Annotated in this window: 26 protein-coding genes; 12 read left to right on the top strand and 14 right to left on the bottom strand. The window is 28.4% G+C overall.

The features are described 5' to 3' along the window. Positions 1–4 precede the first annotated feature (4 nt). The 8 genes from QZ306_RS02230 to QZ306_RS02195 form a co-directional block, all read right to left on the bottom strand. Positions 5–2224 carry a DNA methyltransferase gene (locus QZ306_RS02230; protein ID WP_295160472.1) on the bottom strand — a complete coding sequence of 740 codons (2220 nt, stop codon included), beginning with the start codon at positions 2222–2224 and terminating at the stop codon, positions 5–7. A gap of 228 nt (positions 2225–2452) precedes the next feature. Continuing rightward, positions 2453–3070 carry an SMC-Scp complex subunit ScpB gene (scpB, locus tag QZ306_RS02225; RefSeq protein ID WP_295160468.1) on the bottom strand — a complete coding sequence of 206 codons (618 nt, stop codon included), beginning with the start codon at positions 3068–3070 and terminating at the stop codon, positions 2453–2455. 160 nt (positions 3071–3230) lie between these two features. Further along, entirely contained in the window at positions 3231–4430 is a 1200-nt protein-coding gene (locus tag QZ306_RS02220) for a phosphoglycerate kinase (RefSeq protein WP_295160465.1), read from the bottom strand. Positions 4431–4541: 111 nt separating this feature from the next. Then, positions 4542–5591: a type I glyceraldehyde-3-phosphate dehydrogenase gene (gene gap / locus QZ306_RS02215; RefSeq protein WP_295160462.1), complete on the bottom strand. Its 1050-nt coding sequence runs from the start codon at positions 5589–5591 to the stop codon at positions 4542–4544. 129 nt (positions 5592–5720) lie between these two features. Next, positions 5721–7532: a translation elongation factor 4 gene (lepA, locus tag QZ306_RS02210; RefSeq protein ID WP_295160459.1), complete on the bottom strand. Its 1812-nt coding sequence runs from the start codon at positions 7530–7532 to the stop codon at positions 5721–5723. 247 nt (positions 7533–7779) lie between these two features. Further along, complete coding sequence (locus QZ306_RS02205) at positions 7780–8940, bottom strand: iron-containing alcohol dehydrogenase (protein ID WP_295160455.1); 1161 nt, start codon at positions 8938–8940, stop codon at positions 7780–7782. Positions 8941–9113: 173 nt separating this feature from the next. Continuing rightward, positions 9114–9548, bottom strand: coding sequence for an EamA family transporter (locus QZ306_RS02200; RefSeq protein WP_295160452.1), 435 nt, complete (start codon positions 9546–9548; stop codon positions 9114–9116). Between the two features lie 16 nt (positions 9549–9564). Further along, complete coding sequence (locus QZ306_RS02195) at positions 9565–10404, bottom strand: bifunctional 5,10-methylenetetrahydrofolate dehydrogenase/5,10-methenyltetrahydrofolate cyclohydrolase (RefSeq protein WP_295160449.1); 840 nt, start codon at positions 10402–10404, stop codon at positions 9565–9567. A gap of 121 nt (positions 10405–10525) precedes the next feature. Here QZ306_RS02195 and QZ306_RS02190 point away from each other — a divergent pair, with 121 nt between their 5' ends. After that, positions 10526–11689 carry a hypothetical protein gene (locus QZ306_RS02190; protein WP_295160446.1) on the top strand — a complete coding sequence of 388 codons (1164 nt, stop codon included), beginning with the start codon at positions 10526–10528 and terminating at the stop codon, positions 11687–11689. 25 nt (positions 11690–11714) lie between these two features. Here the strand turns inward: QZ306_RS02190 and QZ306_RS02185 are convergent, their stop codons facing one another. Next, the gene (locus QZ306_RS02185) at positions 11715–12626 is read right to left on the bottom strand and encodes an energy transducer TonB (RefSeq protein ID WP_295160444.1); all 912 of its coding nucleotides are present in this window, start codon (positions 12624–12626) and stop codon (positions 11715–11717) included. Positions 12627–12991: 365 nt separating this feature from the next. On the opposite strand from QZ306_RS02185, the gene rsmI reads away from it, so the two are divergent. Both rsmI and QZ306_RS02175 read left to right on the top strand, forming a co-directional pair. Continuing rightward, entirely contained in the window at positions 12992–13738 is a 747-nt protein-coding gene (gene rsmI, locus QZ306_RS02180; protein WP_295160619.1) for a 16S rRNA (cytidine(1402)-2'-O)-methyltransferase, read from the top strand. Beyond that, complete coding sequence (locus tag QZ306_RS02175) at positions 13728–14021, top strand: flagellar biosynthesis anti-sigma factor FlgM (RefSeq protein WP_295160442.1); 294 nt, start codon at positions 13728–13730, stop codon at positions 14019–14021. Before rsmI ends, QZ306_RS02175 begins: the two co-directional genes overlap by 11 nt. Positions 14022–14136: 115 nt before the next feature. Here QZ306_RS02175 and QZ306_RS02170 read toward each other — a convergent pair whose 3' ends face one another. Next, positions 14137–15087, bottom strand: coding sequence for a helix-turn-helix transcriptional regulator (locus tag QZ306_RS02170; RefSeq protein WP_295160439.1), 951 nt, complete (start codon positions 15085–15087; stop codon positions 14137–14139). Beyond that, positions 15084–15857, bottom strand: a complete 774-nt coding sequence (locus QZ306_RS02165; RefSeq protein WP_295160436.1) for a sensor histidine kinase — start codon at positions 15855–15857, stop codon at positions 15084–15086. Before QZ306_RS02165 ends, QZ306_RS02170 begins: the two co-directional genes overlap by 4 nt. Positions 15858–16426: 569 nt before the next feature. On the opposite strand from QZ306_RS02165, the gene der reads away from it, so the two are divergent. The 3 genes from der to QZ306_RS02150 are packed head-to-tail and all read left to right on the top strand — an operon-like array spanning position 16427 to position 19320. Next, on the top strand, positions 16427–17770 hold the full coding sequence (gene der, locus QZ306_RS02160) for a ribosome biogenesis GTPase Der (protein ID WP_295160433.1): 1344 nt from the start codon (positions 16427–16429) through the stop codon (positions 17768–17770). 2 nt (positions 17771–17772) lie between these two features. After that, a complete protein-coding gene (plsY, locus tag QZ306_RS02155; RefSeq protein ID WP_295160430.1) occupies positions 17773–18420 on the top strand; it encodes a glycerol-3-phosphate 1-O-acyltransferase PlsY in 648 nt (215 codons plus the stop codon). A 24-nt stretch (positions 18421–18444) separates the two neighbouring features. Further along, a complete protein-coding gene (locus QZ306_RS02150) occupies positions 18445–19320 on the top strand; it encodes a DMT family transporter (protein WP_295160427.1) in 876 nt (291 codons plus the stop codon). Positions 19321–19408: 88 nt separating this feature from the next. On the opposite strand, the gene QZ306_RS02145 is transcribed toward QZ306_RS02150, so the two are convergent. Both QZ306_RS02145 and QZ306_RS02140 read right to left on the bottom strand, forming a co-directional pair. Continuing rightward, a complete protein-coding gene (locus QZ306_RS02145; protein ID WP_295160424.1) occupies positions 19409–19834 on the bottom strand; it encodes a hypothetical protein in 426 nt (141 codons plus the stop codon). Further along, on the bottom strand, positions 19831–20355 hold the full coding sequence (locus tag QZ306_RS02140; protein ID WP_295160421.1) for a hypothetical protein: 525 nt from the start codon (positions 20353–20355) through the stop codon (positions 19831–19833). The genes QZ306_RS02145 and QZ306_RS02140 overlap by 4 nt, the downstream gene beginning before the upstream one ends. Positions 20356–20532: 177 nt before the next feature. On the opposite strand from QZ306_RS02140, the gene QZ306_RS02135 reads away from it, so the two are divergent. Further along, the gene (locus QZ306_RS02135; RefSeq protein WP_295160419.1) at positions 20533–20760 is read left to right on the top strand and encodes a hypothetical protein; all 228 of its coding nucleotides are present in this window, start codon (positions 20533–20535) and stop codon (positions 20758–20760) included. Between the two features lie 40 nt (positions 20761–20800). On the opposite strand, the gene QZ306_RS02130 is transcribed toward QZ306_RS02135, so the two are convergent. Continuing rightward, positions 20801–22126 carry an NfeD family protein gene (locus QZ306_RS02130; RefSeq protein WP_295160416.1) on the bottom strand — a complete coding sequence of 442 codons (1326 nt, stop codon included), beginning with the start codon at positions 22124–22126 and terminating at the stop codon, positions 20801–20803. 182 nt (positions 22127–22308) lie between these two features. On the opposite strand from QZ306_RS02130, the gene QZ306_RS02125 reads away from it, so the two are divergent. The 5 genes from QZ306_RS02125 to QZ306_RS02105 are packed head-to-tail and all read left to right on the top strand — an operon-like array spanning position 22309 to position 25818. After that, complete coding sequence (locus tag QZ306_RS02125; RefSeq protein ID WP_295160414.1) at positions 22309–23103, top strand: hypothetical protein; 795 nt, start codon at positions 22309–22311, stop codon at positions 23101–23103. After that, positions 23103–24698, top strand: a complete 1596-nt coding sequence (locus QZ306_RS02120) for a hypothetical protein (RefSeq protein WP_295160412.1) — start codon at positions 23103–23105, stop codon at positions 24696–24698. The genes QZ306_RS02125 and QZ306_RS02120 overlap by 1 nt, the downstream gene beginning before the upstream one ends. 44 nt (positions 24699–24742) lie before the next feature. Then, positions 24743–25294, top strand: a complete 552-nt coding sequence (locus tag QZ306_RS02115) for a hypothetical protein (protein ID WP_295160409.1) — start codon at positions 24743–24745, stop codon at positions 25292–25294. Continuing rightward, positions 25281–25562, top strand: a complete 282-nt coding sequence (locus QZ306_RS02110) for a hypothetical protein (RefSeq protein ID WP_295160406.1) — start codon at positions 25281–25283, stop codon at positions 25560–25562. Before QZ306_RS02115 ends, QZ306_RS02110 begins: the two co-directional genes overlap by 14 nt. After that, complete coding sequence (locus QZ306_RS02105) at positions 25546–25818, top strand: hypothetical protein (protein ID WP_295160403.1); 273 nt, start codon at positions 25546–25548, stop codon at positions 25816–25818. Before QZ306_RS02110 ends, QZ306_RS02105 begins: the two co-directional genes overlap by 17 nt. Positions 25819–25841: the final 23 nt, after the last annotated feature.

Here is a 25841-nt window from a genome sequence, read left to right as displayed (position 1 = left end):
TTTTTTAATCAAATAAAGTTCTAGAATCATTATTAAGTACCCAACCCTCACCTTTTGGCATAGCTATAGAATTAAGCACATCTTTAATAGTCTGTTCTTCTGGTGTAACACCATTTTTTAACATAGGTATTATATCAAGTATTATATCATCAAAGGTAGGATAATTTTTATTTCTATTTTCCCTTTGTAAATATGATTTTAAAAAATATTTTATTCTTAATTTTATAGGTATATGGGATTTAAATTTATTATTTTTTTTCAAATGATACTTTTCTGTATTTGAATCATATTCAAAATATTCATTTAGTGTAGGAGTTAAATCAGAATATTTTTCGCTTAAAATATCTAAAAAACCCAATTCTAATCCATGTACTATTAATTCATCATATATTTCATCTATAGTAGCACCATGATTTTTAGCTATTAGAGCTTCAATATTATTAATAATAATATCTAATATATCAGCACCTAAATCATGTTTAATCATAGCTTTCGGATTATTAATTTTTTTAAAATAAATAATTAATTGTCCTGATAATACAGAAAAAGGATTCTGTCTTTTTTTAAAAGAAGTTTGTCCATTAGAATATCTTTGACATCCTGCATATTCAAAACCAACATTTATAGCTGTTTCAACTATTAGATGCCAATATTTAGGATCCTGATGCTGGAATACAAAACTAAGCCATCTATTCCATTTAAGAACTCTGAACATTTCTTTAATAGACTCTTTTATTAAATATTGATATTCTTCTGAAGTTTTATTTAGTTTGCCGCCTTCTATAGCCTCATTTTTATAATCTTCTTCTGATACTTTAAAATCAAGCCAAGCATTCCACATTATAGATAAATCAAGATATTCTATTTTAGCACCATAAGGAGGATCTGTGTATATATAATCTATACTTTCGTCTTCTATTTCAATTAATTTTGTAGCATTGCCTTTTAATATACGACTATTAGATAATGCCTTTTTATAATTATGTTTATTAATTTCTATTTTAGCACTAATTAAATTTTTAGATTTATTTTTAAAAGAAATTGCTAAATCAACTTTTGTAGGATTTGGAGCTATTCTATATCTATAATATCTGAATATTCCTGCATCACCAGCATATATATTTTTTTCATTGAATTTTGATGTATGATAAGTTAAATTATTCTGTGTAATTGAACTTGAAAAAGCTAATAATAAACAATTTCTTATATTTTTTTTCTCTTTTAAAATTAAACTTTTAAGTAATGCTAATTCTGCCATTTGTTTTTTTGAAAAAATATCATGTAAATATTTTGCATCTGCTGTTTTCGGCAATTGTAAATTTTCAGGCAAATCTAATTCTTTTAAATATTTATTTATTTCTTTATCATTTCTTGGTCTCAAATCATTGAATTTTTTTAATATTCTATCTACTGAATTTTGTAATGAATCTATACTTACATCTTCAAATAAAGCTTCAGTCCAAAAAACTGTTAATGGGTTTAAATCTATATATATAGAACTTCTTCCATTTAAAACTGATTCTATAAATGTAACTCCGGAACCTGAAAATGAATCTAATACTAAATCACCTATTTTAGTAAATTGCTTTATATGAGATTCTACTATATCCCAAGATTGTTTTGTAAAATATCCATGAACCCCATAATGTATTTTACTTGCTTGTTTTCTAGGTTTCTTTATTACTTTAGGAAATTTAATATTTAAATAATCAAATTCAGTATTATTATCCAATTCTTCTATAGATATTTCATTACTATTATTAAATAGTAAATATTTCTTTAATATATTAATTTTATCTTCATCTAATTCATTTATTGCATATTTTAAAATTGGCTTATGAGAAGGCATTTTAAATAAAGCAAATTCTCTTCCATTACATAATAAACATTTATCTGTTTGTATTTCTCTATGTGAAGCATAAGAAAATATCTGCTCTATATGATCATCATCTATAACTTTTTCATTTGGAGATTTTGCATCCATTACAAATAATGTTTTATGGTTATCATCATAAACAATATAATCAGGAAATTTATTGATAGTTTTTTTTATAGAACCCTGCATTACATAATTAGATTGTAGTTTTTTACCTCTTTCTATATTTGTATTTTTTATACCAATAAAACTAAAAAAAGGAATAATTATCTCCTCTCTAACAGAACTCTCATTAAATGAATCAATATCAAATCTATTAATATCAAAATCTAAAAATATATTATGCATTTATTACTTCCTGAATAATGATTTATGAAATGATATACTAAAAACTTCTAATTGTCAAAGAAATATTTAAATTCAGATTTAAATATAATTAATACAGAAGCTTAAAATACAAAAGTAAATATTATAGTACAGGTATATATAAATAAAACTTTTATTTAAAAAACATAAAAATAAAGTCTTTGTTTTTATAAAAAGCAAAGACTTAATATTTTTTATTAAATATTTTTATTATTCATTTTTATTAAACTCTAAATCTTTTAATTCTCTTAATTTAGGAAGATCATCTAAACTGTTTATGCCGAAATGCATTAAGAATTTATCCGTAGTTCCGTAAGTCTGTCTTTTGTCTAAATAGTCCTTTCTTCCCTTCCAAGCAATAAAGCCGTCTTCCATTAAAACTCTAAGATGATATCCGCTGTCGCTTTGTCTTATATCGTCAATTTCGGCTTTAGTTAAAGGCTGCTTATATGCTATTATTGAAAGAGTCTGAAGCATTGCCTTTGATATTTTTTTCTTTCTTTTTTTATCATATATTGCAGATAATGTTCCGAATGCTGAAGGTATTATCGTCATAAAAATAGAATCTCCTACCTCAAGTATTTCCAAAGAGCTTTTTGCATTCCTGTATCTGTTATTAATATTTTCTATATGATTTCTTATATCCGAATTCTCGCATTTAAAAAGAGTTCTGAGCCTGCTTATGGCAACATTTCCTTCAACATATATAACCGCCTCCATAAGCTTTTCAAGTTCTTCATCATTTGAAAGTAAGGATTCGTCTATACCGTTCTCCGTATTATCCGAAACAGCTTCATTTTTATATATTTTATCAATAATTTCGTCCATAATATTTATATCCCTAAAAAACAAAATCCTTTTTATTTTTAATATATTTAAATTATAACATATATAAAAGTTTTTTCAAGAACAGTTTTTTTATAAGATTATTAATAAAAAAACCGCCGAAACCTTAAGGCGTAGGCGGCTCATAATTCATTACAAAATATTATTTATCCTGTAATACTGCTATACCCGGAAGCTCTATTCCTTCAAGAAACTCTAAAGAAGCGCCCCCTCCTGTAGATACATGAGACATTTTATCAGCAACACCCGATTTATTAACCGCAGATACACTGTCTCCTCCGCCTATAATACTTACAGCTTTTGAATCGGCTATAAATTTAGCAGTTTCAAATGTGCCTTTAGAAAAATTAGACATTTCAAATACTCCTAAAGGTCCGTTCCATACAATAGTTTTAGCATTTTTAAGTATATCTTCAAGATCTTTTAAAGTTTTAGGTCCCACATCCATACCCATCCAGCCTGCAGGTATTTTATCGGAATCTACTGTTTTTATATCGGCATTATTATCAAATTTATCGGCTACAACATTATCAACGGGCAGATATAAAGTTTTATTTAATTCTTCAGCTTTATCCATAATTTCTTTAGCTGTGGCTATATAATCATCTTCGCATAAAGAGGCTCCTATTTCAAACCCTTTAGCTTTAAAGAAAGTATAAGCCATACCGCCTACAACTATTAAAGTATCAACTTTATTAAGCAGATTTTTAAGCACCGATATTTTAGATGAAACTTTTGCACCGCCTATAATGGCTGCGAAAGGACGTGCAGGACTGGAAACGGCATCGCCTAAATATTTAATTTCTTTTTCCATTAAAAAGCCCGCAACTGCCGGCATACCCGCTTTAGCAGAAACTATTCCTGCGGTCGAAGCATGTGCTCTGTGCGCTGTGCCGAAAGCATCATTAACATAAACATCGGCTAAATCTGCTAATTGCTTGGAGAAAGCCGCATCGTTTTTTTCTTCCTCAGCATGATATCTTAAATTTTCAAGAAGAAGAACATCTCCTGATTTAAGTTCTGAGGCTTGTTTTTTTACTTTGTCTCCTATGCAGTCATCTGCAAATTCCGCTTTATTATTCGGAAGTTTGGTTTTCAAATAATCGTAAACAGGTTTTAAAGAATATTTAGGATTAGGCTCTCCCTTAGGTCTTCCCAAATGGCTCATAAGTATAAGAGATGCATTCTGAGAAAGTATATATTCTATAGTAGGCATAGCGGCATCTACTCTTGTACTGTCTGTTATTTTAGAACCGGTTTCTTTATCTAGAGGGACATTAAAATCCACTCTCATTATAACTTTTTTTCCTTTGATATCTATATCTTTTACCGTTTTTTTCATATTCAAATCCTTATATTATTATTTGCATTTACTAATAAAATTTAAAGGGTGCTATAATTAAATATAACACCCTTATATTATAGCCTAATAAATAGTTATTATAACTTATTATTATTTTCTGCCGTACATATATAATAATAAATCAATTACTCTGTTGGAATAGCCCCATTCATTATCATACCAAGAAACAATTTTAAAGAATCTTTTCTCATCTTTCAAATTGTTCTGAGTAGTGGCAAGAGAGTCATAAATAGAACTTCTGGGATCATGTATAAAATCGCTTGATACCAATTCTTCATTGCAGTAGCCTAAAACATCTTTCAGATAAGTTTCTGAAGCTTTTTTCATAAGAACATCTAATTCTTTAATAGAAGTTTCCTTCTCGCTCCTGAAAGTTAAATCTACAACTGAAACATCAGGAGTAGCAACTCTGAAACTCATACCTGTTAATTTGCCTTTAGTAGCAGGAAGCACCTCTCCTACAGCTTTAGCCGCTCCTGTAGTTGAAGGAATAGTATTGATAGCACCTGCGCGTCCGCCTCTCCAATCTTTTTTAGAAGGACCGTCTACTATTTTCTGAGTTGCGGTATAAGAGTGAATAGTAGTCATAAGTCCTGTTTCTATGCCTATACCCTCTTTAAGAAGAACATGCACTATAGGAGCTAAACAGTTAGTAGTACAGGAAGCATTGGATACCACATGATGATTTGCAGGATCATATTCCTCATGATTTACGCCGTAGACAAAAGTTTTTAAATCGCCTTTGCCCGGAGCAGATATTATAACTTTTTCAGCACCAGCTTTGATATGTCCTTCAGCTTTTTCTTTTTCAGTATAAAGACCTGTAGCTTCTATAACAAATTCTACGCCTAAATCTTTCCAAGGAAGCTGTTCCAATTGATTAAGAGGAGCCGCTTTAATACATTTTATTTTGCTTCCATTAACAACAAGCACATCTTCGCCCTCATAACCTATATCGGCTTTCATTTTGCCATGAACAGAATCATATTTTAATTGATAGGCAAAATATTTAGCATCGGTGCTAACATCAACCACGCCAACAACTTCTATTTCTTTGCCTAATAAACCGCGTTCTACCAATGCCTGAAAAACCAGACGACCTATGCGTCCGAAACCATTTATTGCCACTTTTACAGCCATAAATATACTCCTAAATTAAAATAATATCCTATATGCGTACATATAAAAATATGTTATTATGCTAACATAAATATACGATTAAGTCAAGATTTTATATAATATTGATATTTAAAAAACTGATATAAAACTCTATTTATTATCATCATCGGTTTTAAGCACATTTATAAAAGCGTCCTGAGGAATTTCCACATTTCCTATAGATTTCATTCTCTTTTTACCCTCTTTCTGCTTTTCTAAAAGTTTTCTCTTTCTTGTAATGTCTCCTCCGTAGCATTTTGCCGTAACATTCTTTCTTAAGGCGCTTATATTTTCACGGGCAATTATTCTTCCGCCTATAGCCGCCTGAAGCGGAATTTGAAACATATGCTTCGGAATAAGATGCTTTAATTTTTCTATAATCTGTCTTCCTCTTGACTGGGCATTGCTTATATGCGCCATAAAAGATAATGCATCCACAACTTCGCCATGAACTAAAATATCTATTTTTTCTATGCTGCTTTCTCTGAAATCCGAAAAGTCATAATCAAAAGATGCATATCCTCTTGAAATGGATTTTAATTTGTCATAGAAATCATATACAACTTCTATTAAAGGCAAATCAAATTTAATTTCAGCTCTTTTATCATCTAAATAATTTAAAGATGTCTGAATACCTCTTCTGTCTATGCAAAGAGAAATAATATTGCCTAAATAATTAACAGGAACTATAATTAAGGCATTTATAAAAGGCTCATAGCATTTTTCTATATACTGCGCAGAAGGAAAATCAGCGGGATTATCTATAATTTTCTCTTCGCCGCTGTTAAGCTTTAACTTTACCTCAACGGAAGGGCTTGTTATTACAAGATTTAAATTAAACTCTCTTTCAAGTCTCTCCTGAACAATTTCCAAATGAAGAAGACCTAAAAATCCGCATCTGTATCCGAAGCCCAAAGCAATAGAGCGTTCAGCCTCATAAACTAAAGAGGCATCATTTAATTTTAATTTCTCCAAAGCCTTTTGAAGATTCATATAATCTTCATCTTCTGCGGGAAATATTCCTGCAAATACCATAGGAAGAACTTCCTTATAGCCTATTAAAGGCTCATCTGAAGGATTCTCTTTCAATGTGATTGTATCTCCTATTTTTATATCCGATATATTTTTAATTCCTGCAATAATATATCCAACTTCCCCGCTTTTAAGCTCATCAGAAGATTTAAGACCAAGCAGAAGAGTTCCGCATTCTTCAGTTTCATATTCAGCTTTTGTCTCCATTAAAAGAAGCTTATCATTTTTTTTAATAGAGCCGTCAAATACCCTTACTATCATAACAGCGCCGCGGAAAGGATCATAATAAGAATCGAATATCAATGCCCTTGTTTTTTTATCTGTATTATCCTTTGGTGCAGGTATAATTTTAACAACAGCTTCAAGTATATCATCTATGCCTATATCATTTTTTGCGCTTGCTAAAACTATATCTTCTTTATTAACTCCGAACTCTTTTTCCATCTGCTCTCTGCAAAGCTCAATATCGGCGGCTGGAAGATCTATTTTATTAATAACAGGCACAATTTCTAAATTATTCTCAAATGCAAGATAAAAGTTTGAAATAGTCTGAGCCTCCACCCCCTGAGCAGCATCTACCACAAGTATGGCGCCCTCGCAGGCTGCAAGAGAACGCGAAACCTCATAATTAAAATCAACATGACCCGGTGTATCTATAAGATTAAAAGTATATATTTCTCCGTCCAGAGCCTCATAAGATAGTTTTACGGCTTGGCTTTTTATAGTTATTCCTCTCTCTCTTTCTATATCCATAGAATCCAGTATCTGCGCCTTCATCTCTCTGCCCGACACAGCTTTTGTATGCTCTATTATTCTGTCGGCTAATGTGCTTTTTCCATGATCGACATGCGCTATGATGCAGAAATTCCTAATTTTATCAGAGTATGACATTTATTAAAATATATCCTTATATTAAAAATTATTTGATAATAAAATTATATTTAAATATTGATGATATATTATAATACAGGGAATATGTTTTTGCAAATATTTTTTACTGATTCATTACTATGTTATAGGCATGCATATTATGATTTTTTTGTTATACTGCAAATGCCTTTTAAAATGCTTTTCAATTTAAAAAATAAAAAAGAAGCTGAAAATTATGCTCCAGCTTCTTTAAAAATATTATATTAATTTACCTGTAAGACTTTTCCAATATCTTTAAAACCTCATCATTTGTGAAATTATGAGGATCGCATTTGAATAATCCTCCCATAGCGAATCTTGCATTTTCAGCTATTGCAGGCAGATCCTCTCTTTTCATGCCGTAATCCGAAAGCTTAAGATTATCAACCCCGCATGATTTCTGCAAACTCTCTAATGCATAAACAAAATCCATAGGTTTATCGGCATCTTTTTTTCCTAAAGCCTTAGCCATATTTATCATTTTATCATCGCAGTTATGCGCTTCGGCTATAGCTGTATAATATTCTCTGCTTATGATTATAAGTCCCGCTCCATGCTCAAGCTTTGGATAATAAGCACTCATGGCATGCTCTATAGAATGCTCAGCTGTGCAGCTTGATATGCTTTCAACTATTCCAGATAATGTATTTGCCATAGCAACATTTTCTCTGGCTTTCATGTTATTTCCGTCTTTAACCGCATCGGCTAAACTTCTGCCTATAAGTTCTATAGCTTTTAATGCAAATAAATCACTCATCTCGCTTGATATTTTATTAATGTATCCTTCCGTGCTGTGAAATAAAGCATCGAATCCCTGATAAGCGGTAAGCTTAGGAGGAACAGTTTTCATAAGCTCAGGGTCTACTATTGAAAGATATGGATATGTCTTCTCATAACCGAACCCTATTTTTTCATTGCCGTTGGTTATTACAGTCCAAGGATCCGCTTCCGTTCCCGTACCTGCCGTTGTTGTTACAGCCACCACAGGCAGAGGATCATTAGGTATTGCTTTTCCTTTTCCTGTGCCTCCGAATATATAATCCCAATAATCGCCGTCATTTGAAGCCATAACTGCAATAGATTTTGAAGAGTCTATGCTGCTTCCTCCTCCTATGCCTATAATAAAATCGCAGTTTTCTTTTTTAGCTAAAGATGCACCTTCCATTACATGATCTTTAATAGGATTTGGAAGTATTTTGTCAAATAAAACATACTCAATATTTGCCTTGTCTAATTGTTCCTCTAACTGATTTAAATAACCGTATTTTTTTATTGAAGTGCCGCCCGTTACTATCAATGCTTTTTTACCCGGCAGTTTCTGCTTATGAAGCTTATTCAATGATCCGAATCCGAATATTACTCTACTCGGCATATAAAAATTAAAGTTCATATTACCCCGCTTAAATATATTATGTTTACCTATTATACAGCCCTGTTATATTTAAATCAATATCATTATAAGGAAATATTTAAATTCATATTATATCCGAGAAAAACATATATAAAATATATTATCTTCTCTGTAATTTTCAATATAAAATAAAAAATACATATCTATAAAAATTACTGCATAGCAATGATAATAGTTCCTGCTGCTGTCATAAGTATGCCTATAATAGTTTTTATATTCAAATATTCTTTTAAGAATACTGCGGCTAATATTACAGCAAAAACTATTGAAAGCTTATCTATTGCTATAACTTTACTTACATTGCCTATCTGCAAAGCTTTAAAATAAAAAAGCCAAGATAAACAGGAAGCGGCTCCTGAAAGAATTAAAAATATAATTGTTTTAGAATTAAGATTTTTTAAAGCTTCAATAGTATTTACAGAGTTTATACTGTTAATATAAAATACTATAATCCAAGACATTATCAGTATTACAATAGTTCTTATTGCAGATGCTAAATTTGAATTGATACCGCCCAAGCCTATTTTTATAAATACTGCCGTAAGAGAGGCAAATAAAGATGAAATCAGTGCAAAAATAATTTCCATAAGAAAACCAGTATATTTATAAATTATATTTTTTATGGAGATAAAGCAGATTATCCAAAAGCATGGCAACCGTTACGCTTCCGACGCCGTTAGGCACAGGAGTAATATATGAAGCTATTTTAGAAGCCTCTTCAAAATCAACATCTCCCTTTATAGATCCGTCTTCGGAAATATTTATTCCTATATCTATAACTAATGCACCTTCTTTTATATATTCCCCTGTAATAAATCCGCTTTTTCCTATAGATACGCATAATATATCAGCATTTCTGCAAAGCTCTTTTAAATTTTTGGTTTTGGAATGAGCTATCGTTACAGTGGCGGATTTCTGCAAAAGCAAATGAGCTAAAGGTTTTCCTGCTATTTCGCTTCTTCCTATTACAACTGCATTTGAGCCTTCTATTTTTATTCCTGATTTTTCTATTAATGCAAAAGCGCTCTTTGCTGTGCAGGGAATCAAATTGCTTTCGCCTATGAATATTCTGCCCAAATTAACGGGCGATACTGCATCGGCATCTTTTTCAGGAGATATGGCTTCATATACTTTCTGCCTGCTTATATGCTTGGGCAGAGGCATTTGTATAATTATGCCGCTTGTTTCTTTTTCCATATTTAAGTATTCTATCAAAGTTATAAAATCTTTCTCATCTGCAGTTATCGGAAGCTTATGAATAGAGCCTGTCATTCCTGTGCTTTCCGCCTGCTTTTTTGCATTTTTAAAATAAATTTCAGCAGATTTATCATCTTCAAAATATAAAAAATCTATTCTGGGTTTTTTGCTCAGCGCCGCAACCTCCTGCTTTATTCTTTCCTTTATCTCTTTTGCTAATTCTTTTCCGTATAAAATATCTGACATATAATCTCCGTATATTTTTATGATTTACTAAATAATATAATGTTAAAAAATAAAATACAAGTATGGATTTTTTAATGTTTATGCTGTATATTCTTAAATAATGATTAAGAAACTAATATTTATGTTTTTTATTATATGCAGTATATCTTTTGCTCAAAAGAAAATGCTTATTTTAGAAACATACATTTCCAATAATTATGCCGTATATGCAGTTTATGATATCATAGTAAAAAATATATTTTTATACTGTGATTTTCAGATAATACCAAATCATAATAATATAATAAAAAACAACAGCTACAGCAATATAAAATATAATATAAAAAAACTTACTGAAGAAAATAATGCTGATATATTGATTGCATATAATGTATCCAGTTATGAAGATAAAGGTTTTATACTCAGCTATTTAATATTTAATACAGAAAAGCCTTATGAATGGACGGAGAAAAATATATATTCAAAAGAGGAAAATTTTTTCAATTCCCTTAATATTATGATAAAAGATATATATTCTATGTCTTTGAATAATAAAGATATACATTATATTAAAAAAGATGAATATATTTCTCTTATAGGATATTACAATAATAAAATAAAAGATGAAAATCAATATAAGCTGTTTTTTGATTTTTATAAAGACAATATATATTTTAATATGGATTATATGCAGTACTTATATGAAAAATCAGATATTGATTCTATAAGAGATATCAGCATAATACTGAATAATACGGAAAAATATTTAACTAAAAAAAATCATTATTATTTATCGGTTTTAGGCGATTTTTATTACGGGAAGTATAAAGTTAATGCCGAATCGGAAGATATAGAAAAAGCAATAGAAAATTATAAAAAATCGATAGAGGCTAAAAAAGATTATTATATATATTATAAAAAATTGGCTCAGGCTTATATATTAAAAAACGATTATGAAAATGCAGCGATATATTATAATTTGTCTTTAAAAATATATGACAAAGACATCAATTTAATAAAAGATGCCGTATATCTTCTTAAAAGAGATATGAATAAAAACGGAAACTTGGTAATAGAATATTTAAAAAAAATCATTAATCTTAATAAAAATGATGATGAAGCTTTGGAAGAATTGGCAGGCATATACGAAGATTTAAAAGACGAATATAATTCTGAAATTTATTATAAGCTTCTTCTTGAAGCTGTAAATTATAATCTTTATATAATTAATAATGAAAAACCCAATACAGTATTGTATGATAAATATACAAAAAAAAGAAATGAAATAATTAAAAAATTAGAATAAAATATATTTAATGGGATAATAAAAATTAATTTCTGCTGAAATTCTGATATATAAATTTAAAAGGTATATAAATCTTACCGTTTTCCGCATAATTATTCCATAGCTCTTTAGGAGGCGGCTTTAATTTTTCAGCATATTCAACAGCCTTTGAACATGAATTATCAAGACTGCTCTGACCTATAGGAGATTTTTTTAAAAAATTTTCAAACAATATATTTCCCTCTTCATCTATAGAAATAAGCACCTCAACTTCATCGGTTCTTATAAGACCAAGATAATGCGCCTGATTTGGAATTGTAAGATACCATGCATCTCTTACAGACAAAACCAAAGAATAGAAATACCAGAAATATTCCTGAGCTTTTGTACCCAATTGAATACTTCCCGTTTCGCTTGAAAATATAACGGCTCTGTCTGCCCCCTCTTCAAAGGAAGCAGGTATTTTTACATCGCCTTTTAAACCAGGATTTTTAGGCTTATAGGACTTTACATTATCTTTTGATGCTTCATTTCCTATATCTTTTTTTTCGGTTATTGTATTATTAGGATTTATATATTCTTCAGATTTTCTTTCTATTACTGGGCTTCTTGCTCCATCTCCTAAGAATGATAAAAAAGAAGTCTGAGAAAAAGTTTTGGAAGGATTTACATACTCTCTTCCTTTAGATTTTAAAGTTTTATCGGATGCAAAATAAGTATCCTCTTCGCTTTCCTCCTCCTCTATCTCAGGAGTTTCAACCAAAAACATATAATCATCTTTTTTATATATCTCTTCATAATTTTTTTTATGCTGTTCAGATGCAAATACATCGTTTATTAAATATGTGTTTATAAAGCTTATCATAAATATATGAAGTATAAAAGACACTATAACTGAGAATATTATATCTTTTCTTATTATTATTTTTTCTTTTATTGTTTTAATTTTTTCTTTCATAATTTTCTTTTTTCTTTTATATATAAATTATATAAATACAGATAAACAGCTTCAGTATAGCTTAAAATATTATATATTATTTTATAATAATTAATATAGTTTTCAATAATATTTTTTTATATTTAAAAACATTTAAAAACATATATAATAAAAAAACCTTATTTAAAAATGTTTCACATGAAACATTTTTAAATATTTTCCGTTTTTAATTAAATGTTTCATGTGAAACATTTTCAATATTGTATTAATAAAAAATTAATATATAATTATTTACATAAAGAATAGGGGGCACAGCAATAAAAAATAAAGAAAATAAAAACGGTGAAAAGTTTACAGACTATATAATAAATAATGATAAAAATAAGATAGAAGCAGGCACAATATATGTTGTAGCAACACCTATAGGAAATATGGAAGATATAACTATAAGGGCTTTAAAAATACTTAGAAATGCAGATTTTATATTATCCGAAGATACAAGAGTGGCTTTGAAGCTTCTTAATTTTTATAATATAAAAAATACTCTATTTTCTTATAACAGCCATTCTTCAAAACATAAAATAGACGGATATATAAATGATATATTAAAAGGAAAATCTGCGGCTATTATAAGCGATGCAGGAACTCCATGCATAAGCGATCCTGGCGTGAGCATAATAAAAACAGCTATAGAAAAAAATATAAAAATAGTACCTGCTGGAGGAATATCCGCTTTTACTTCTCTTTTATCTGTTTCAGGACTTTCGGGAGATACTTTTTTTGCAGGGTTTCTTTCCAATAAATCGGGTAAAAGAAGAAATCAATTAAAAAAACTGCATCAAAATCAGAAAAGCATTATAGCAATATATGAATCAGTACACAGAGTTAAAGAATGCATATGGGACATTGTTAACATATTCGGAGAAAAAACGGATATTGTTATAGGAAGAGAAATCACAAAGCAGTTTGAGCAGATTATAAGAGATGAAGCTAAAAATATTCTTGATTTTTTTACAGATGGCAGTATAATAATTAAAGGCGAATTTTGTATTATAATTGATAATAGAAAATCTAAAGTATGCAGGGCTAATGCCGAAAATAACTTATGTAAGGAGTCAGATTATGACAATTGATAAAATAGGCGGCGCATCAAATATACATCAAAAATCTAATATTAAGTATAATGAAAAAGTTTCTAAAGCTGGTTCAGACAGAATAGAAATTTCTAATGAATCAAGATTAGCTTTTCAGAATGAAAAGCTAGCTGATATCATTAAAGAAGCTCCGGATATAAGAGAAGAAAAAATAGCAGAAGCAAAAAAAAGATTGGAATTATACATGCAGGACGGAGCTTTAAAAGAAGAGGTGTTGCATTCTCTTGCAAACTCTATATTAGATTCTATGCCTATGGAATAATGCCTTATTTCCATATTTTAAATTATTACCTAAAAAATAGTAAGAACAGCAGACTTACTATTTTTTAATACAAAGTTATCATAAACATATAATTTCATACATAATAAAAGACTGATTATCTTTTCTTTGAAAACTTATTTACTAATTCAACTCTGTTTTTGACTCCGGATTTTTCATATATATTTGATACATGATTATTAACAGTGTTAAGAGATATATCAAGTATTAAAGATACTTCTTTATTTGTCTTTCCTTTAAGAAGATATGATAATATTTCCCTCTCTCTTTTAGTTAAATTTATATTTTCATCTTTCGTATATTCTTCTTTTTCATCTGATAGCTGCTTTATATTTAAAACATCTGAATTAAGCATTTTATTATTAAATATATTTATAAAATACCAAAATAAATATCCGAGCATAACTAAGTTCCACCATATATAAAAAAGAACTAATGTTATATCCATAGAAACTATATCGGCGGCTTCCTTTCTGTATATAATAAGCTGATATATAAGTATGGGATATATTATCATTGTGATAAATCCTAGTATCTTTACTATAAATTTAATTGTCTTATCTTTTATATTTTTATAATTAATAAATCCTATAAAAAATATTGCTATTATGGATATATAAAATATAATGCCGCTTATTATATATAAGTCAAATATAATAAGTATTCCCAATATGCTTAAAATAAAATGAGTTATGGATAATGATATATAAATTATATTTTCTTTAAAAGTCCATTTCATATTTAAAAATCTGTATAAAAAAGCAGGTATAAAATAGAGCATTAAAGACATAGATACCGAAAAACTGAAAAAGTACAGAGTATTAAATATATTATTAGACATAAAATAAGGGAGCGTAAGAAGGCTTAATAATTTTATGGCTCTTATTAAAAGCAGAAGTGCAAATGTAAATAAAAATATTATATAATATTTAAGCCATGCCACTCTCTCTATTATATAATACATAATAGAGAACAGTATTGAAGAAAAACCTATTATAAATGATAATAAATAGGCTGCTAAAAGAATATATCCTAATATATAATTCATAATCTTTTATCAGCAGGAAAAATTATATTGATCCTCTGCTTATTTTCAAAAGTTTCCATCCAAATATTTCCGTAATGCTTCTTAATAATATTATAAGCCGTATATAAATATATATTATTAAAATTTATATTTTCATAAGATATCAAAGGAGTTTTAAAAAGCATTCTTTTTATCTCTTCGGGTATTTCATCAGATACAAAAATTAAAGATATTTCTATGCATTCCTTATTTAATTCTAATTTTTTCCTTTCTCTTTCGCTTATTTTATCAACTCCGTTCATATAAAGAAAATTTTCATTATCTTCATAATTAATTAAACTGCATAATATATTCATAGAAGAGTTTACTTTTATTATATTGTATATAAAAGAAAAAATGTTTAATAAGCTTCCCTTTATTCTGGATCTGTCCATCATAGATATTAAACCGTCTGATATATTATTATCAAGAGTAATCTTTATTCTTTTGGATCTGAATAAATCTAAAATACTGTCTAAAGATTCATTTATTATAAGATTTATATTTTCGAAATTCATATTAAGTTTAAAGGAATCCGAGTTTATATCATTAAAATCATTCAAAGCCTCCATAGTTCTGTTTATAAGAAAAGACTGTCTTATTATAGTATTTTTTGATTCGCTGCAGTAATTATTAGAGCATCTTTCAAAGTCTATATATTTATTTATTATGCCGCTGTAATTTTTAACATCATAGATTATATTTGAAATTAAATCCTTAAGTTTGCTGTTAATATAGAAGTTTTGTTTCATATACAGACCTAATATTTTTATTTATTATAGCATATAATTATTAAAAATGCTAATTATATATTTTTAAATTCAATTTATGAATTTAAAAATAAAATTTAAATAATAAATTTTTAATATGAATTCTTATATTATGTTTTATAATTAATTTATTAACATTATCAACATATTATCAACATTTAAAAAATAATTGAATTCATTAATATTTTATTTTTATTAAATTCATAATTTGAATTAATCTGTTTTTTCATAATATAATAATATTATATATTTAAATTTTTAAATAAATTTTTTATTATTATTAAGAAGTTAATATGTTGATAACTTATGCATATAAGAAGAAAATATAAAAAATTATTTATATAATGTTTGTAAATATGTTAATATTAACAATATATTCTGTAATTAATAATATAAAATTTATAATTAAAATTCAGAAATTATATAATTTAAAAATATGTTTATAATGTTTGAAATATTTTTTACTTATCAACAGTTTATGAACTATATAGCAATATATTAAAAACTATGATATTATTTTAAATGATATGTAATTATAAAAGGTTTAATAAATGAAAAATATTGCAATATTGGGAAGACCTAATGTTGGAAAGTCCACTTTGTTTAACAGATTCGCAGGAAGAAGAAAGTCTATAGTTGATCCTATGGCTGGAGTTACCAGAGATATAAGTATAGCCTCCGTATATATAGATGATACAGCTTTTAATATTCTTGATACAGGAGGGCTTTTAGATATAAGCGAAGATGCTTTAAATGAAAAGGTAAGGGATAAAGCTTTAAAAACAGCTTCTTCCGATTGCGATTTGATTTTATTTTTAGCTGATGCCCGTATGATGCATCCAGATGACAGACATTTTATTAATACAATAAGAAAATTGGGAAAGCCTATTATACTTGTTGTAAATAAAATAGACTGCAGTTCTCACAATGATTTGATTAATGAATTTTATTCTTTGGGAATAGAAGATATTGTTCCTATAAGCGCAGAGCATAACAGAGGCATCAACGATTTAAAAGAAAAAATTCTTAAAATATTAAAAGATACTGATAAAGAAGATAAGCATATTAAAATAAAGACTGAAGATTCCGATAATGCTGAAAGTAAAGCTATAAATATAGCTATAGTGGGAAAGCCTAATGCGGGCAAATCTACGCTATTAAATACATTAATAGAAAAAGACAGAAGCATAGTATCTGATATAGCAGGTACAACAAGGGATTCTGTAGATGAAACTTTTAATTTCAAAGGAGATGATATTTGTCTTGTTGATACTGCAGGAATAAGAAAAAAGAAAAATGTAAATACGGATATTGAATATTACAGCGTAAACAGGGCTGTAAAAGCCATAGAGTCATCCGATGTATGCATACTTATGCTTGATGTTCTTGAGGGACTGACTGATCAGGATAAAACTATTGCCAATCTTATAATAGAAAGAAAAAAAGGAATTGTAATAGCCGCAAATAAATGGGATATAAGAGAAAAAGGGACTACTTGGAATGATTATGAGGCATATATGAAAAAAACTTTTCCTGTTCTTAATTATGCATTTTATGCAAGAGTTTCGGCAGTAAGAAAAAATGATGCAGATAAATTATTATCGCTTGCAGTAAGGGTGGCTAAAACAAGGCTTCAGAAATTTGAAACGCATGCCGTTACAGAAACTATGATAAGAGCTACAAGAGAATACACAATATCTGCAGGCGGAAATCCTTTCAAAGTTTTTTATGTAGCTCAGACGGGTATAAATCCTCCTGCTTTTGCCGTATTCTGCAATTATCCTCATAAATTAAATAAGCATTATAAGAGATATTTAGAAAACAGATTCAGAGACATGTTTGATTTAAGAGGAACGCCGATTATTCTTAATTTCAGAAAAAGAGGTAAAAAATAATTATGATATTAAAAATTATACTAAGCGTATTAGTATCCTATTTAATAGGATCCATCCCATTTTCATTTATAATAGGAAAGATAAACGGTCATGATGTCAGAAAAGAGGGGAGCTTAAATTCAGGTGCAAGCAATGTTCTTAGAGTATGCGGAAAAAAGGCAGGCATTGCAGCTTATATATGCGATATAGGAAAAGGCATTATTTCCGTTTCAGCGGCTTCATTCATACTATCGGATATAATATCATCGCATAGCTATATATTGGCTGTATGCGCTGCTTCTTCTATTTTAGGTCATGTATTTTCTGTATTCTTAGGCTTCAAAGGAGGAAAAGGAGTTGCCACAAGTGCAGGCTCAATGTTTATGCTTGCGCCTGTAAGTCTTCTTATAACTATGGTTTTTTTCTTTATAGGTTTATTTGCATCAAAAAAAACGGTTGCAGTAGGATCTACAATTGGTGCGGCTGTTTTTCCTGTAATTTTAAGCATACTTTATTTTAAAGCTAATTTCTTATACAGATTATTTTTTAATATAAATTATAAGGTGATGCTTCCCATAGGAATACTTCTTGCAGCCTTCATTATAATAAAGCATATACCCAATTATAAAAGAATGCTTAAGGGAGAGGAAAATGCCTTTTCTAAAAAATAATAAAGCGTATACTAATAATTTAATATGATTAATAATTCAAATAATAATATAAAATTAGGTTCTTTATTTATAGTATTTTCTGCCTTATCTTTCAGCATAATGGAAACGGCTGTAAAAATATCGGGTTCAGATATTCCTTTAATGGAGCAGGTTTTTGCCCGAAACCTTGTAACATTATTTATAAGTTCTTTTATGATGATTAAAAACAAAGAAAATATTTTTCCCCATAAAAAAAATATTATTTTAATATTATGCAGATGCATTTCTGGATATTTGGGAGTTATATGTTATTTCTATGCGGCAAATAATATGCTTCTTGCGGATGCTGCAGTGCTTCAAAAAACTTCTCCTTTTTGGTCAAGCTTATTTGCCTTTATTCTTATTAAAGAAAAAATATTAAAAGTGCAGTGGATAGGCATGATCATTGCAGCAGCAGGATCCGTATTTATAATAAAACCTTCTATGAATTCTGATATTATTACGGCATTAACAGCATTATCAGCTGCGTTATTTGCAGGCATATCTTATGCTGTTATAGGATACTTAAAAGGCAGAGAAAGTAATTCTCTTATAATATTTTATTTTTCATTATTTTCATGCTTATTTTCACTATTTTTTATAAAGAGTTTTTTGATTCCGAATATTTTTGAAATATTTATGCTTTTAATCATAGGCATATTTGCTGGATTAGGTCAGTTCTTTTTAACATTTGCATATAAGAAAGCCCCTGTATCCTCTATAAGTATTTATAATTATACAGGCGTAATATTTTCTTATATGTTCAGCTTATTTTTATTTAATGAGACCGCTGATATATATTCACTGATAGGAATGATCACTATAGTATCTGCGGCTTTGCTTGTATATTTTTACAGAAACAGATTTTATATTAAAAATTAATATATATTTTTATTTATTTAAGATGAATAATTAAATTTTTCTTCTTGGCGAGTCTTTTATTAAAATATTTTCATGTACAGATATTTAATTATGATGTATTTACTATATTTTCCAATTCCTCTATTATAAGGCTTATAGTCTGATTATATTCTTTAAATCTCCCGCTGTTTGTAAGCATATCCCAAGTACTGAACTTTAAATCTTCAGCATGACCTGTGGTATTGTCAAGTAATTTTATATTGGAGAAATCAACCATAAATTTATCGTATTCCAAATGAAATCTTATATCAAAGCATAAAGAATTATTTTCTATAATATTATTTGAAACGAAAAATAAATATATCTGTCCGTTATCATAGCTTCTGAATCTGTTGTATGATGCTTCTTTTTTTACCCATTTAAGTATTTCTTTTCTAAGTTCATTTCCTTTTAATTTTACCGATATAAATATTTTCTGTTCCGCAAAAGACAGAGAATATAAAATTAAAAATAATATTAATGCAGTCTTTTTCATTTATTTTTACTCTGTAATTCTTTTATTGTGGATAAAATATTGTTTAAGTATTTATTTTTTTTACTGCCGCCTATTAAAGCCGCCATAAACTGATGATAATAATTTTCTGTTTCCAATGCATATAAGATATAATTTACAGGCATATTTTTATAATATGAATTAAATTGTGCAGAATATATTTCTTTATTATTAAATTTTATATTTTTCAATGATATTATATTCTCGCCTTCAATACTGCTTAGAATAATATTATTATATTCTTCTAAAGTAATATTACCGAGTTCATTTTTTGATTTGGAAAACATTATAATGCATACGCCTTTTTTATTGTTAATAGCTTCTAAGTTTGAGTTTTCATTAAGTTCATTTTTATTTTCTGATAATTTCCAATCTTTAGAAAATAGCATACTGAATTTGCCGTCATAGCTTTTAATATGAAATTTATTATCTTTTATTTTTTTTATAGCTATAAAAGCGGCTGATGCTGTTATTAAAATAATTAGAGGAAGTTTGATTTTCATAATAATGTCCCCCTGCATTTTATTATATAGTTAATAGGCTATAATATTTTTATCAAAAAATCAAGAAATACTGTAAAATATATATAATTTATTTGTTGAAGTATTTTAAAATTATTAAGTTTTTTTTTATATTACCGTTAATACTATAAACTATTTATGAAAAAAGGAATTATTAGTATGACAGTTAATAAAATAAGTAATATGCAGACAAGCATTCAAATGCAGGCTTCTTCAGTAAAGGAAAATATCAAAGTTCAAAATCCAGTTAATATAAAAAATACAGAAAGCGGTATATCCCCTCTTTCAAGCAGATACACCTATGCTATAGGAAGCGACGGAAAAAGATATGTTCTTCAGCTTAAAATAGATATATCTTCCGTAAGAGTTTTCAGTTCATTAGCTTAATATGGAATATTATAAATATTGCTGATTTAAAATCATAAGCTTATATTTTTTTAACAACTATTCTGTTTCCCTCTACAAGTATAACTGTTAGATTGCTTCCCTTATCTATAAATTCGCCCTCGCTTACGGCATCGTATTTTTTACCGTCTATAGATATATATCCCGAAGGTCTGAAGAAAGTTTCAGCAGTGCCGTTTTTTCCTAAAAGCTCATTATATGATATGCTTGAATGGTATCCTGCAGTATCATTATTCAGCGTAATTTTATACTTAAAATTTTCAGATTTGCTCATAAACTTAGCTATTAATATTATAAGTATTATATCTATTATAAGAGATGTAAATACAACTATGGAAGCTATAGCTATATTATTAATTCCGAAGGATATAAATATTCCTGCTATTATCCCTGTTATGCCCAATATTCCTGTAATTCCGAAACCGGGTATAAGAAATATTTCAACGCATAGAAGAACTGCGCCTAAAATAAATATTGCAGGTGCTAAAAAACTGCTGCTTCCCGATAAAAACTGCACAAAGAAAAATACTGAAAAAGCTATAATTGCAGTAACTCCTCCTACTCCGAAGCCTGGTGTTTTTATTTCAAGATATATGCCTGCTATTCCTAATGACATTAATATGCTTAGCACGGCTGGATTAAGAAGAAATTTTAATATGCTGTCATATTTTTCTTCTTCTATATTTATAACAGAGCAGTTTTCTGAAAGTCCTTTTAATTCTATTATTTCTTCTACAGAATCTGCTTTTTTATCGGCGATATTTATTTTAACAGCCTCATCGGCGCTTAATGTCAATAATGTTTTATTGTCTAAATTGATTCCGTCTTCTTTCTGAGTTAAAACTATAGTTTCATCAACCATAGCTTCCGCAGCTTTTACATTCTTTTTTGTGCTTTCGGCAGATGCTCTCATAGCCGCACGCATAGCGCTTATTTCTTTTTCTCCAGCTTTTTTAGGTTCTCCGCCATTTAAATATACGGGAGTTGCCGCTCCTATTACGCTTCCTTCAGACATATAAATTTCTTTTGCGCTTAGAGATATTAAGGCTCCAGCCGATAATGCATTTTTATTGATAAAAGCAGCAATAGGAACTTCGCTTTCCATAATATAGTTTTTTACGGCAAAGGCTGAGGAAATAAGACCGCCCGGTGTATCAAGCTCCAATATTATTAAATCTGCCCTATCCGATGAAGCTTTATCTATAGCCTTCTTTATGTATCCTGCATACCATCTGTTAATCTCCTGAAATTCCTTTTTCTTTATAACATACACTTTATAATCTTTAGCATAAAGATAATTGCCTAGTGCAAAAATGCATATTAATACTGAAGTTAATATATTTTTCATTAAAGCTGTCTCTCTTATTTAAATTATAAATATAATTTTAGTATAACTTATATTTTTTTTCAACTTTATATAAATATTAAATAAAATTAATTTTTTTATTTCTTTGCTATTGTGAATATTCTTTTTCTTATAATGGCTTATATTTTTTATTATTTAATGAGTTTATTTTGGAGTTTTTGCCTATGTCTTTTGATTTTAAGTTAATTGTCAGAGATAAATATTCTGAAAAGATTTTTGATATAATGAATACTGCAGAAAGCATAAAAGCAGGAGATATAAAAACCGATTATAAAGCGGCAGACGGAAACAGAATATCATCTATAAAATTGGGTATAGGAAATATATCAAGCGGAAGATCTTTTAATATAGGAATTCCTATTTATGAATATAAAGACGGTTTAGGTTCTTGGGTAAGAATAGAAGAGCAGTATTCCAAATATACAGGTATGATATTATCAGGAAATATTAAAAGGTATTTTATAAGGACAGTATTTGAAAATGAGATTTATGAGGCGGAATATATTATAAAATCTGTAAGCGGATATAATATCAAATATATAAATAATTTGGGAGTTGCCTATATTTCTCTTGAGGCTCTTGACAAGGTATTTTTAAGGCAGAAGGAAGAGGAGTATGAAATTTCTGTTACTGAGGATAATAAACAGGATATTAATTATAAATCCTTAAGCTTAGTTCCTGTGCCTTTAAGTTTTAATCTGCAGTTTCTTGTGTCTGGCGGAATGCTTGATTTTTTATTTGCAAACAGAGATAATTTCGGAGTGCAATGCAAAGCCGAGTTAAGAAACGGGGTTTATAATGCCGACTTTAATGGAGAGAGATTAACTATAAACGGCGTTGCTTATAATTATAAAGGTATAAGACCTGAACTTAATGCAGGTATTAATGTATTTTATTTAGAAAGCAATCAAACCTGCATTAAGGCTTCCATAAGATACAGAAGAGGTATTTTAATATAATGCCCTATGTTGTTATGCCTTATTATTTTCTGAGAAATAAAATATATAAGCTCTCTCCTCCTGCCTATATTAATTTTGAAGATATCGGTAATTATATAAAGATTAATAATAATATATATGCAGAAAATGCCTGCAGCAGTTATTTAAGCTATGAGTTTAAAGTTAATAAAAGAGGCGGAGATGTAAGCAGAATAAGCTTCAGCATGCCTTTAAATTACTTCAATATAAATGATAAAGTTGAATATTATCTTAATGGTAAAAAGAGATTTGCAGGATATATTGAAAGCATAGATAATGCGGGACTTAATTTAAATATTATTCCTATATGGGGAAGGCTTCTTCATCAGTATATACAAGGCGATTTAATTCTTGAATCTTCTAAAGGTGTATTGGATATAGTTTTATCTTTAAAGGATAAAATTGAGGAAATGGGTATAATATTCGATGAAAAAAATATTTCTCTTAATAATGATAAGCAGATTATTATATCTTTCAGCGGAAAAAATATTTCCGATATACTTGACGAAGTGGAAGATAATATGTCTGATACTTGGTGCTGGGGAGTGGATTTTGACGGATATTTTTATTTTAAGGAATTTTCAGATATACCCAGTAAAAAATTAAATTGGCATAATAATGATTTTTCGCAAAGCGATTATGAGGAGGATTCCGCCGACTTGGTAAGCCGCTACATTATAAAGATGAAAGACTGCATAACAGATGAAAACGGCAATGAAAAAGAGGTATACAGAACTCTTCCTAAAATAGTGGGTGCTGATAAGCTTTATCCTCCTATACCTTTAGAAAAAGAGATAGGAATAAAAACAGATATATTTGAAATAGAATATAGGCTTGAAAATTATGATTTAGCATATAAATATGCATATAGTTTTTTAATCAATCAGTCAAAAAAAGAAATAATAAAAATAAAAACCCTCAATTTAAAAAATTATGATTTAAATATTAATGAATGCGTAGAATGCATATTAAAGCCAGTTAATAACTTTTATCAGATTATAGACTTTAATGATTTTAATATACTTGAAAGAGAATTAAATAATGTTTATTCATCAGATATAATTAATATTGATGAGTGCATAGAATACAGAAAATTTCCTAATTATAAACAGCAGTATTCAGTTTCGCTTGCCAGCATAGACAGATATTATAATCTTGTATGCAGTCAAAGCGGCAATATTACAAAGATAGTAATATTTTTTTCAGACGGCATTAAAATTGGAGAAGGCAGATCATCAAATGTTTCTGCAGTATTTCAAATAGAAGATAAAAAACATTTTCAAAGAAAGTATTTTACAAACGGCTTCGGAGTATTTGATGTTCAGGGTTATGATAAGAGAGATATAATAATAACTTCCGAAATGGGCAATATACTTTATGATAAGTTTATATGCTTTTTTGATTTTGCATCTAGAACTGCTGATATGAATATAAGAACTATAGATTATAAATTTGAAAAAAATACTCTTAATATAGATTTGGAATTATCAAAGATGAATATAAAGCTTACAAATTATTTATACAGTCAGGAAGAGCAGAGAAAGAATCTTGAGAAAATTTTAAACTCGGGAAATTAATAATTTTATACTCAATTAATATTGCTTAAAAAAAGGATAAAAATATGGCTGATGACTTTAATAAAAATTTAAGCAGAAATCTTTCGGATGCAGGCAAAGAACTTAAAAATATAGAAACCAGTATTTTAAATATAAACAGTGCTTTGGAAAAATCTGTATCATTATTCAAAGATTCAAAAGATTTATTAAAAGACTTTTCAGATGAAAGCTCCGATATTAAAGATGCTGCAGACTCCGTTAATGATGCGCTAGAAAGCATAGATATAAAAAAATTTTCTGAAGAAATAAAAGACTGCGTATCAAGCGTATTAGAAATATATAAAGATTTAAGCTCTTTGTTCAGAGATTTTTTTCATTATGATTTAACTTCTTATGATGATGCTGTTGAAAGGGCTAAAAATAAACTGAAAGAGTTTGACGATTATCAGAAAGAATTAAAAGAAGATAAAAAAAGCAGGGACAATGAAGATTATGAAAATTATTTATTAAGGCTTGATGAGGAATTGGAATTGGCTGTTAAAAATAATGATGCTATGAGTGCCGAAGCCATACGGATAAAACGCGAAGAGTTAGATAAAAAATATGCTAAATTATAAAGAACTTAAGGCTGGAGAATCTTTTTTAGCCTATACAGTTATTCCTTTGGCGCTTAATCAGGCTTCGCGTTATTGGATATCAAAACTTAATGATGAGGGTGAGCGTATAGCATTATCTCCTGTAATTAAATGGGAATCTCCTTCATTTGACAGTGAAAACTCAAAAAGACATTTTAATGATTTTTCATCTATAAGAGGTGTTAATTTTTCTCTTGATATTAATTTTAAGATTATGACAGGGAGTTATTTGAATGAAGTTCTTTACTGATTTAATTAATAATTCATTTAATAAAAAGGTTTATGACTATGTTCGAAACAGAGATAAGCTTTATAAAGTGAAAATTATATCATTTCCTGATAATGCGCATATAATGATGAATAATGAAAAAAAATCTTTCGGTGCTTATAAAAACGGAGATATTATAAATTATCAAGTAGGAGTTGAAGGATATAGTGCAAAATGCGGAACTATAACCGTTTCAGATGCTGATATTACAGAGAATGTAATTTTAGAAAGTATATAATTATTATAATATGCGGGTGATTT

It is taken from the genome of uncultured Brachyspira sp. (assembly GCF_910588665.1).
Lineage (GTDB): Bacteria > Spirochaetota > Brachyspiria > Brachyspirales > Brachyspiraceae > Brachyspira.
This window is presented reverse-complemented; position numbering and strand designations above follow the sequence as displayed.

Excerpts from the sequence above, each read along its gene's own strand:
- QZ306_RS02230 (WP_295160472.1), bottom strand. The coding sequence starts at position 2,224 with ATGCATAATATATTTTTAGATTTTGATATTAATAGATTTGATATTGAT.
- scpB (WP_295160468.1), bottom strand. The coding sequence starts at position 3,070 with ATGGACGAAATTATTGATAAAATATATAAAAATGAAGCTGTTTCGGAT.
- QZ306_RS02220 (WP_295160465.1), bottom strand. The coding sequence starts at position 4,430 with ATGAAAAAAACGGTAAAAGATATAGATATCAAAGGAAAAAAAGTTATA.
- gap (WP_295160462.1), bottom strand. The coding sequence starts at position 5,591 with ATGGCTGTAAAAGTGGCAATAAATGGTTTCGGACGCATAGGTCGTCTG.
- lepA (WP_295160459.1), bottom strand. The coding sequence starts at position 7,532 with ATGTCATACTCTGATAAAATTAGGAATTTCTGCATCATAGCGCATGTC.
- QZ306_RS02205 (WP_295160455.1), bottom strand. The coding sequence starts at position 8,940 with ATGAACTTTAATTTTTATATGCCGAGTAGAGTAATATTCGGATTCGGA.
- QZ306_RS02200 (WP_295160452.1), bottom strand. The coding sequence starts at position 9,548 with ATGGAAATTATTTTTGCACTGATTTCATCTTTATTTGCCTCTCTTACG.
- QZ306_RS02195 (WP_295160449.1), bottom strand. The coding sequence starts at position 10,404 with ATGTCAGATATTTTATACGGAAAAGAATTAGCAAAAGAGATAAAGGAA.
- QZ306_RS02190 (WP_295160446.1), top strand. The coding sequence starts at position 10,526 with ATGTTTTTTATTATATGCAGTATATCTTTTGCTCAAAAGAAAATGCTT.
- QZ306_RS02185 (WP_295160444.1), bottom strand. The coding sequence starts at position 12,626 with ATGAAAGAAAAAATTAAAACAATAAAAGAAAAAATAATAATAAGAAAA.
- QZ306_RS02175 (WP_295160442.1), top strand. The coding sequence starts at position 13,728 with ATGACAATTGATAAAATAGGCGGCGCATCAAATATACATCAAAAATCT.
- QZ306_RS02170 (WP_295160439.1), bottom strand. The coding sequence starts at position 15,087 with ATGAATTATATATTAGGATATATTCTTTTAGCAGCCTATTTATTATCA.
- QZ306_RS02165 (WP_295160436.1), bottom strand. The coding sequence starts at position 15,857 with ATGAAACAAAACTTCTATATTAACAGCAAACTTAAGGATTTAATTTCA.
- der (WP_295160433.1), top strand. The coding sequence starts at position 16,427 with ATGAAAAATATTGCAATATTGGGAAGACCTAATGTTGGAAAGTCCACT.
- plsY (WP_295160430.1), top strand. The coding sequence starts at position 17,773 with ATGATATTAAAAATTATACTAAGCGTATTAGTATCCTATTTAATAGGA.
- QZ306_RS02150 (WP_295160427.1), top strand. The coding sequence starts at position 18,445 with ATGATTAATAATTCAAATAATAATATAAAATTAGGTTCTTTATTTATA.
- QZ306_RS02145 (WP_295160424.1), bottom strand. The coding sequence starts at position 19,834 with ATGAAAAAGACTGCATTAATATTATTTTTAATTTTATATTCTCTGTCT.
- QZ306_RS02140 (WP_295160421.1), bottom strand. The coding sequence starts at position 20,355 with ATGAAAATCAAACTTCCTCTAATTATTTTAATAACAGCATCAGCCGCT.
- QZ306_RS02135 (WP_295160419.1), top strand. The coding sequence starts at position 20,533 with ATGACAGTTAATAAAATAAGTAATATGCAGACAAGCATTCAAATGCAG.
- QZ306_RS02130 (WP_295160416.1), bottom strand. The coding sequence starts at position 22,126 with ATGAAAAATATATTAACTTCAGTATTAATATGCATTTTTGCACTAGGC.
- QZ306_RS02125 (WP_295160414.1), top strand. The coding sequence starts at position 22,309 with ATGTCTTTTGATTTTAAGTTAATTGTCAGAGATAAATATTCTGAAAAG.
- QZ306_RS02120 (WP_295160412.1), top strand. The coding sequence starts at position 23,103 with ATGCCCTATGTTGTTATGCCTTATTATTTTCTGAGAAATAAAATATAT.
- QZ306_RS02115 (WP_295160409.1), top strand. The coding sequence starts at position 24,743 with ATGGCTGATGACTTTAATAAAAATTTAAGCAGAAATCTTTCGGATGCA.
- QZ306_RS02110 (WP_295160406.1), top strand. The coding sequence starts at position 25,281 with ATGCTAAATTATAAAGAACTTAAGGCTGGAGAATCTTTTTTAGCCTAT.
- QZ306_RS02105 (WP_295160403.1), top strand. The coding sequence starts at position 25,546 with ATGAAGTTCTTTACTGATTTAATTAATAATTCATTTAATAAAAAGGTT.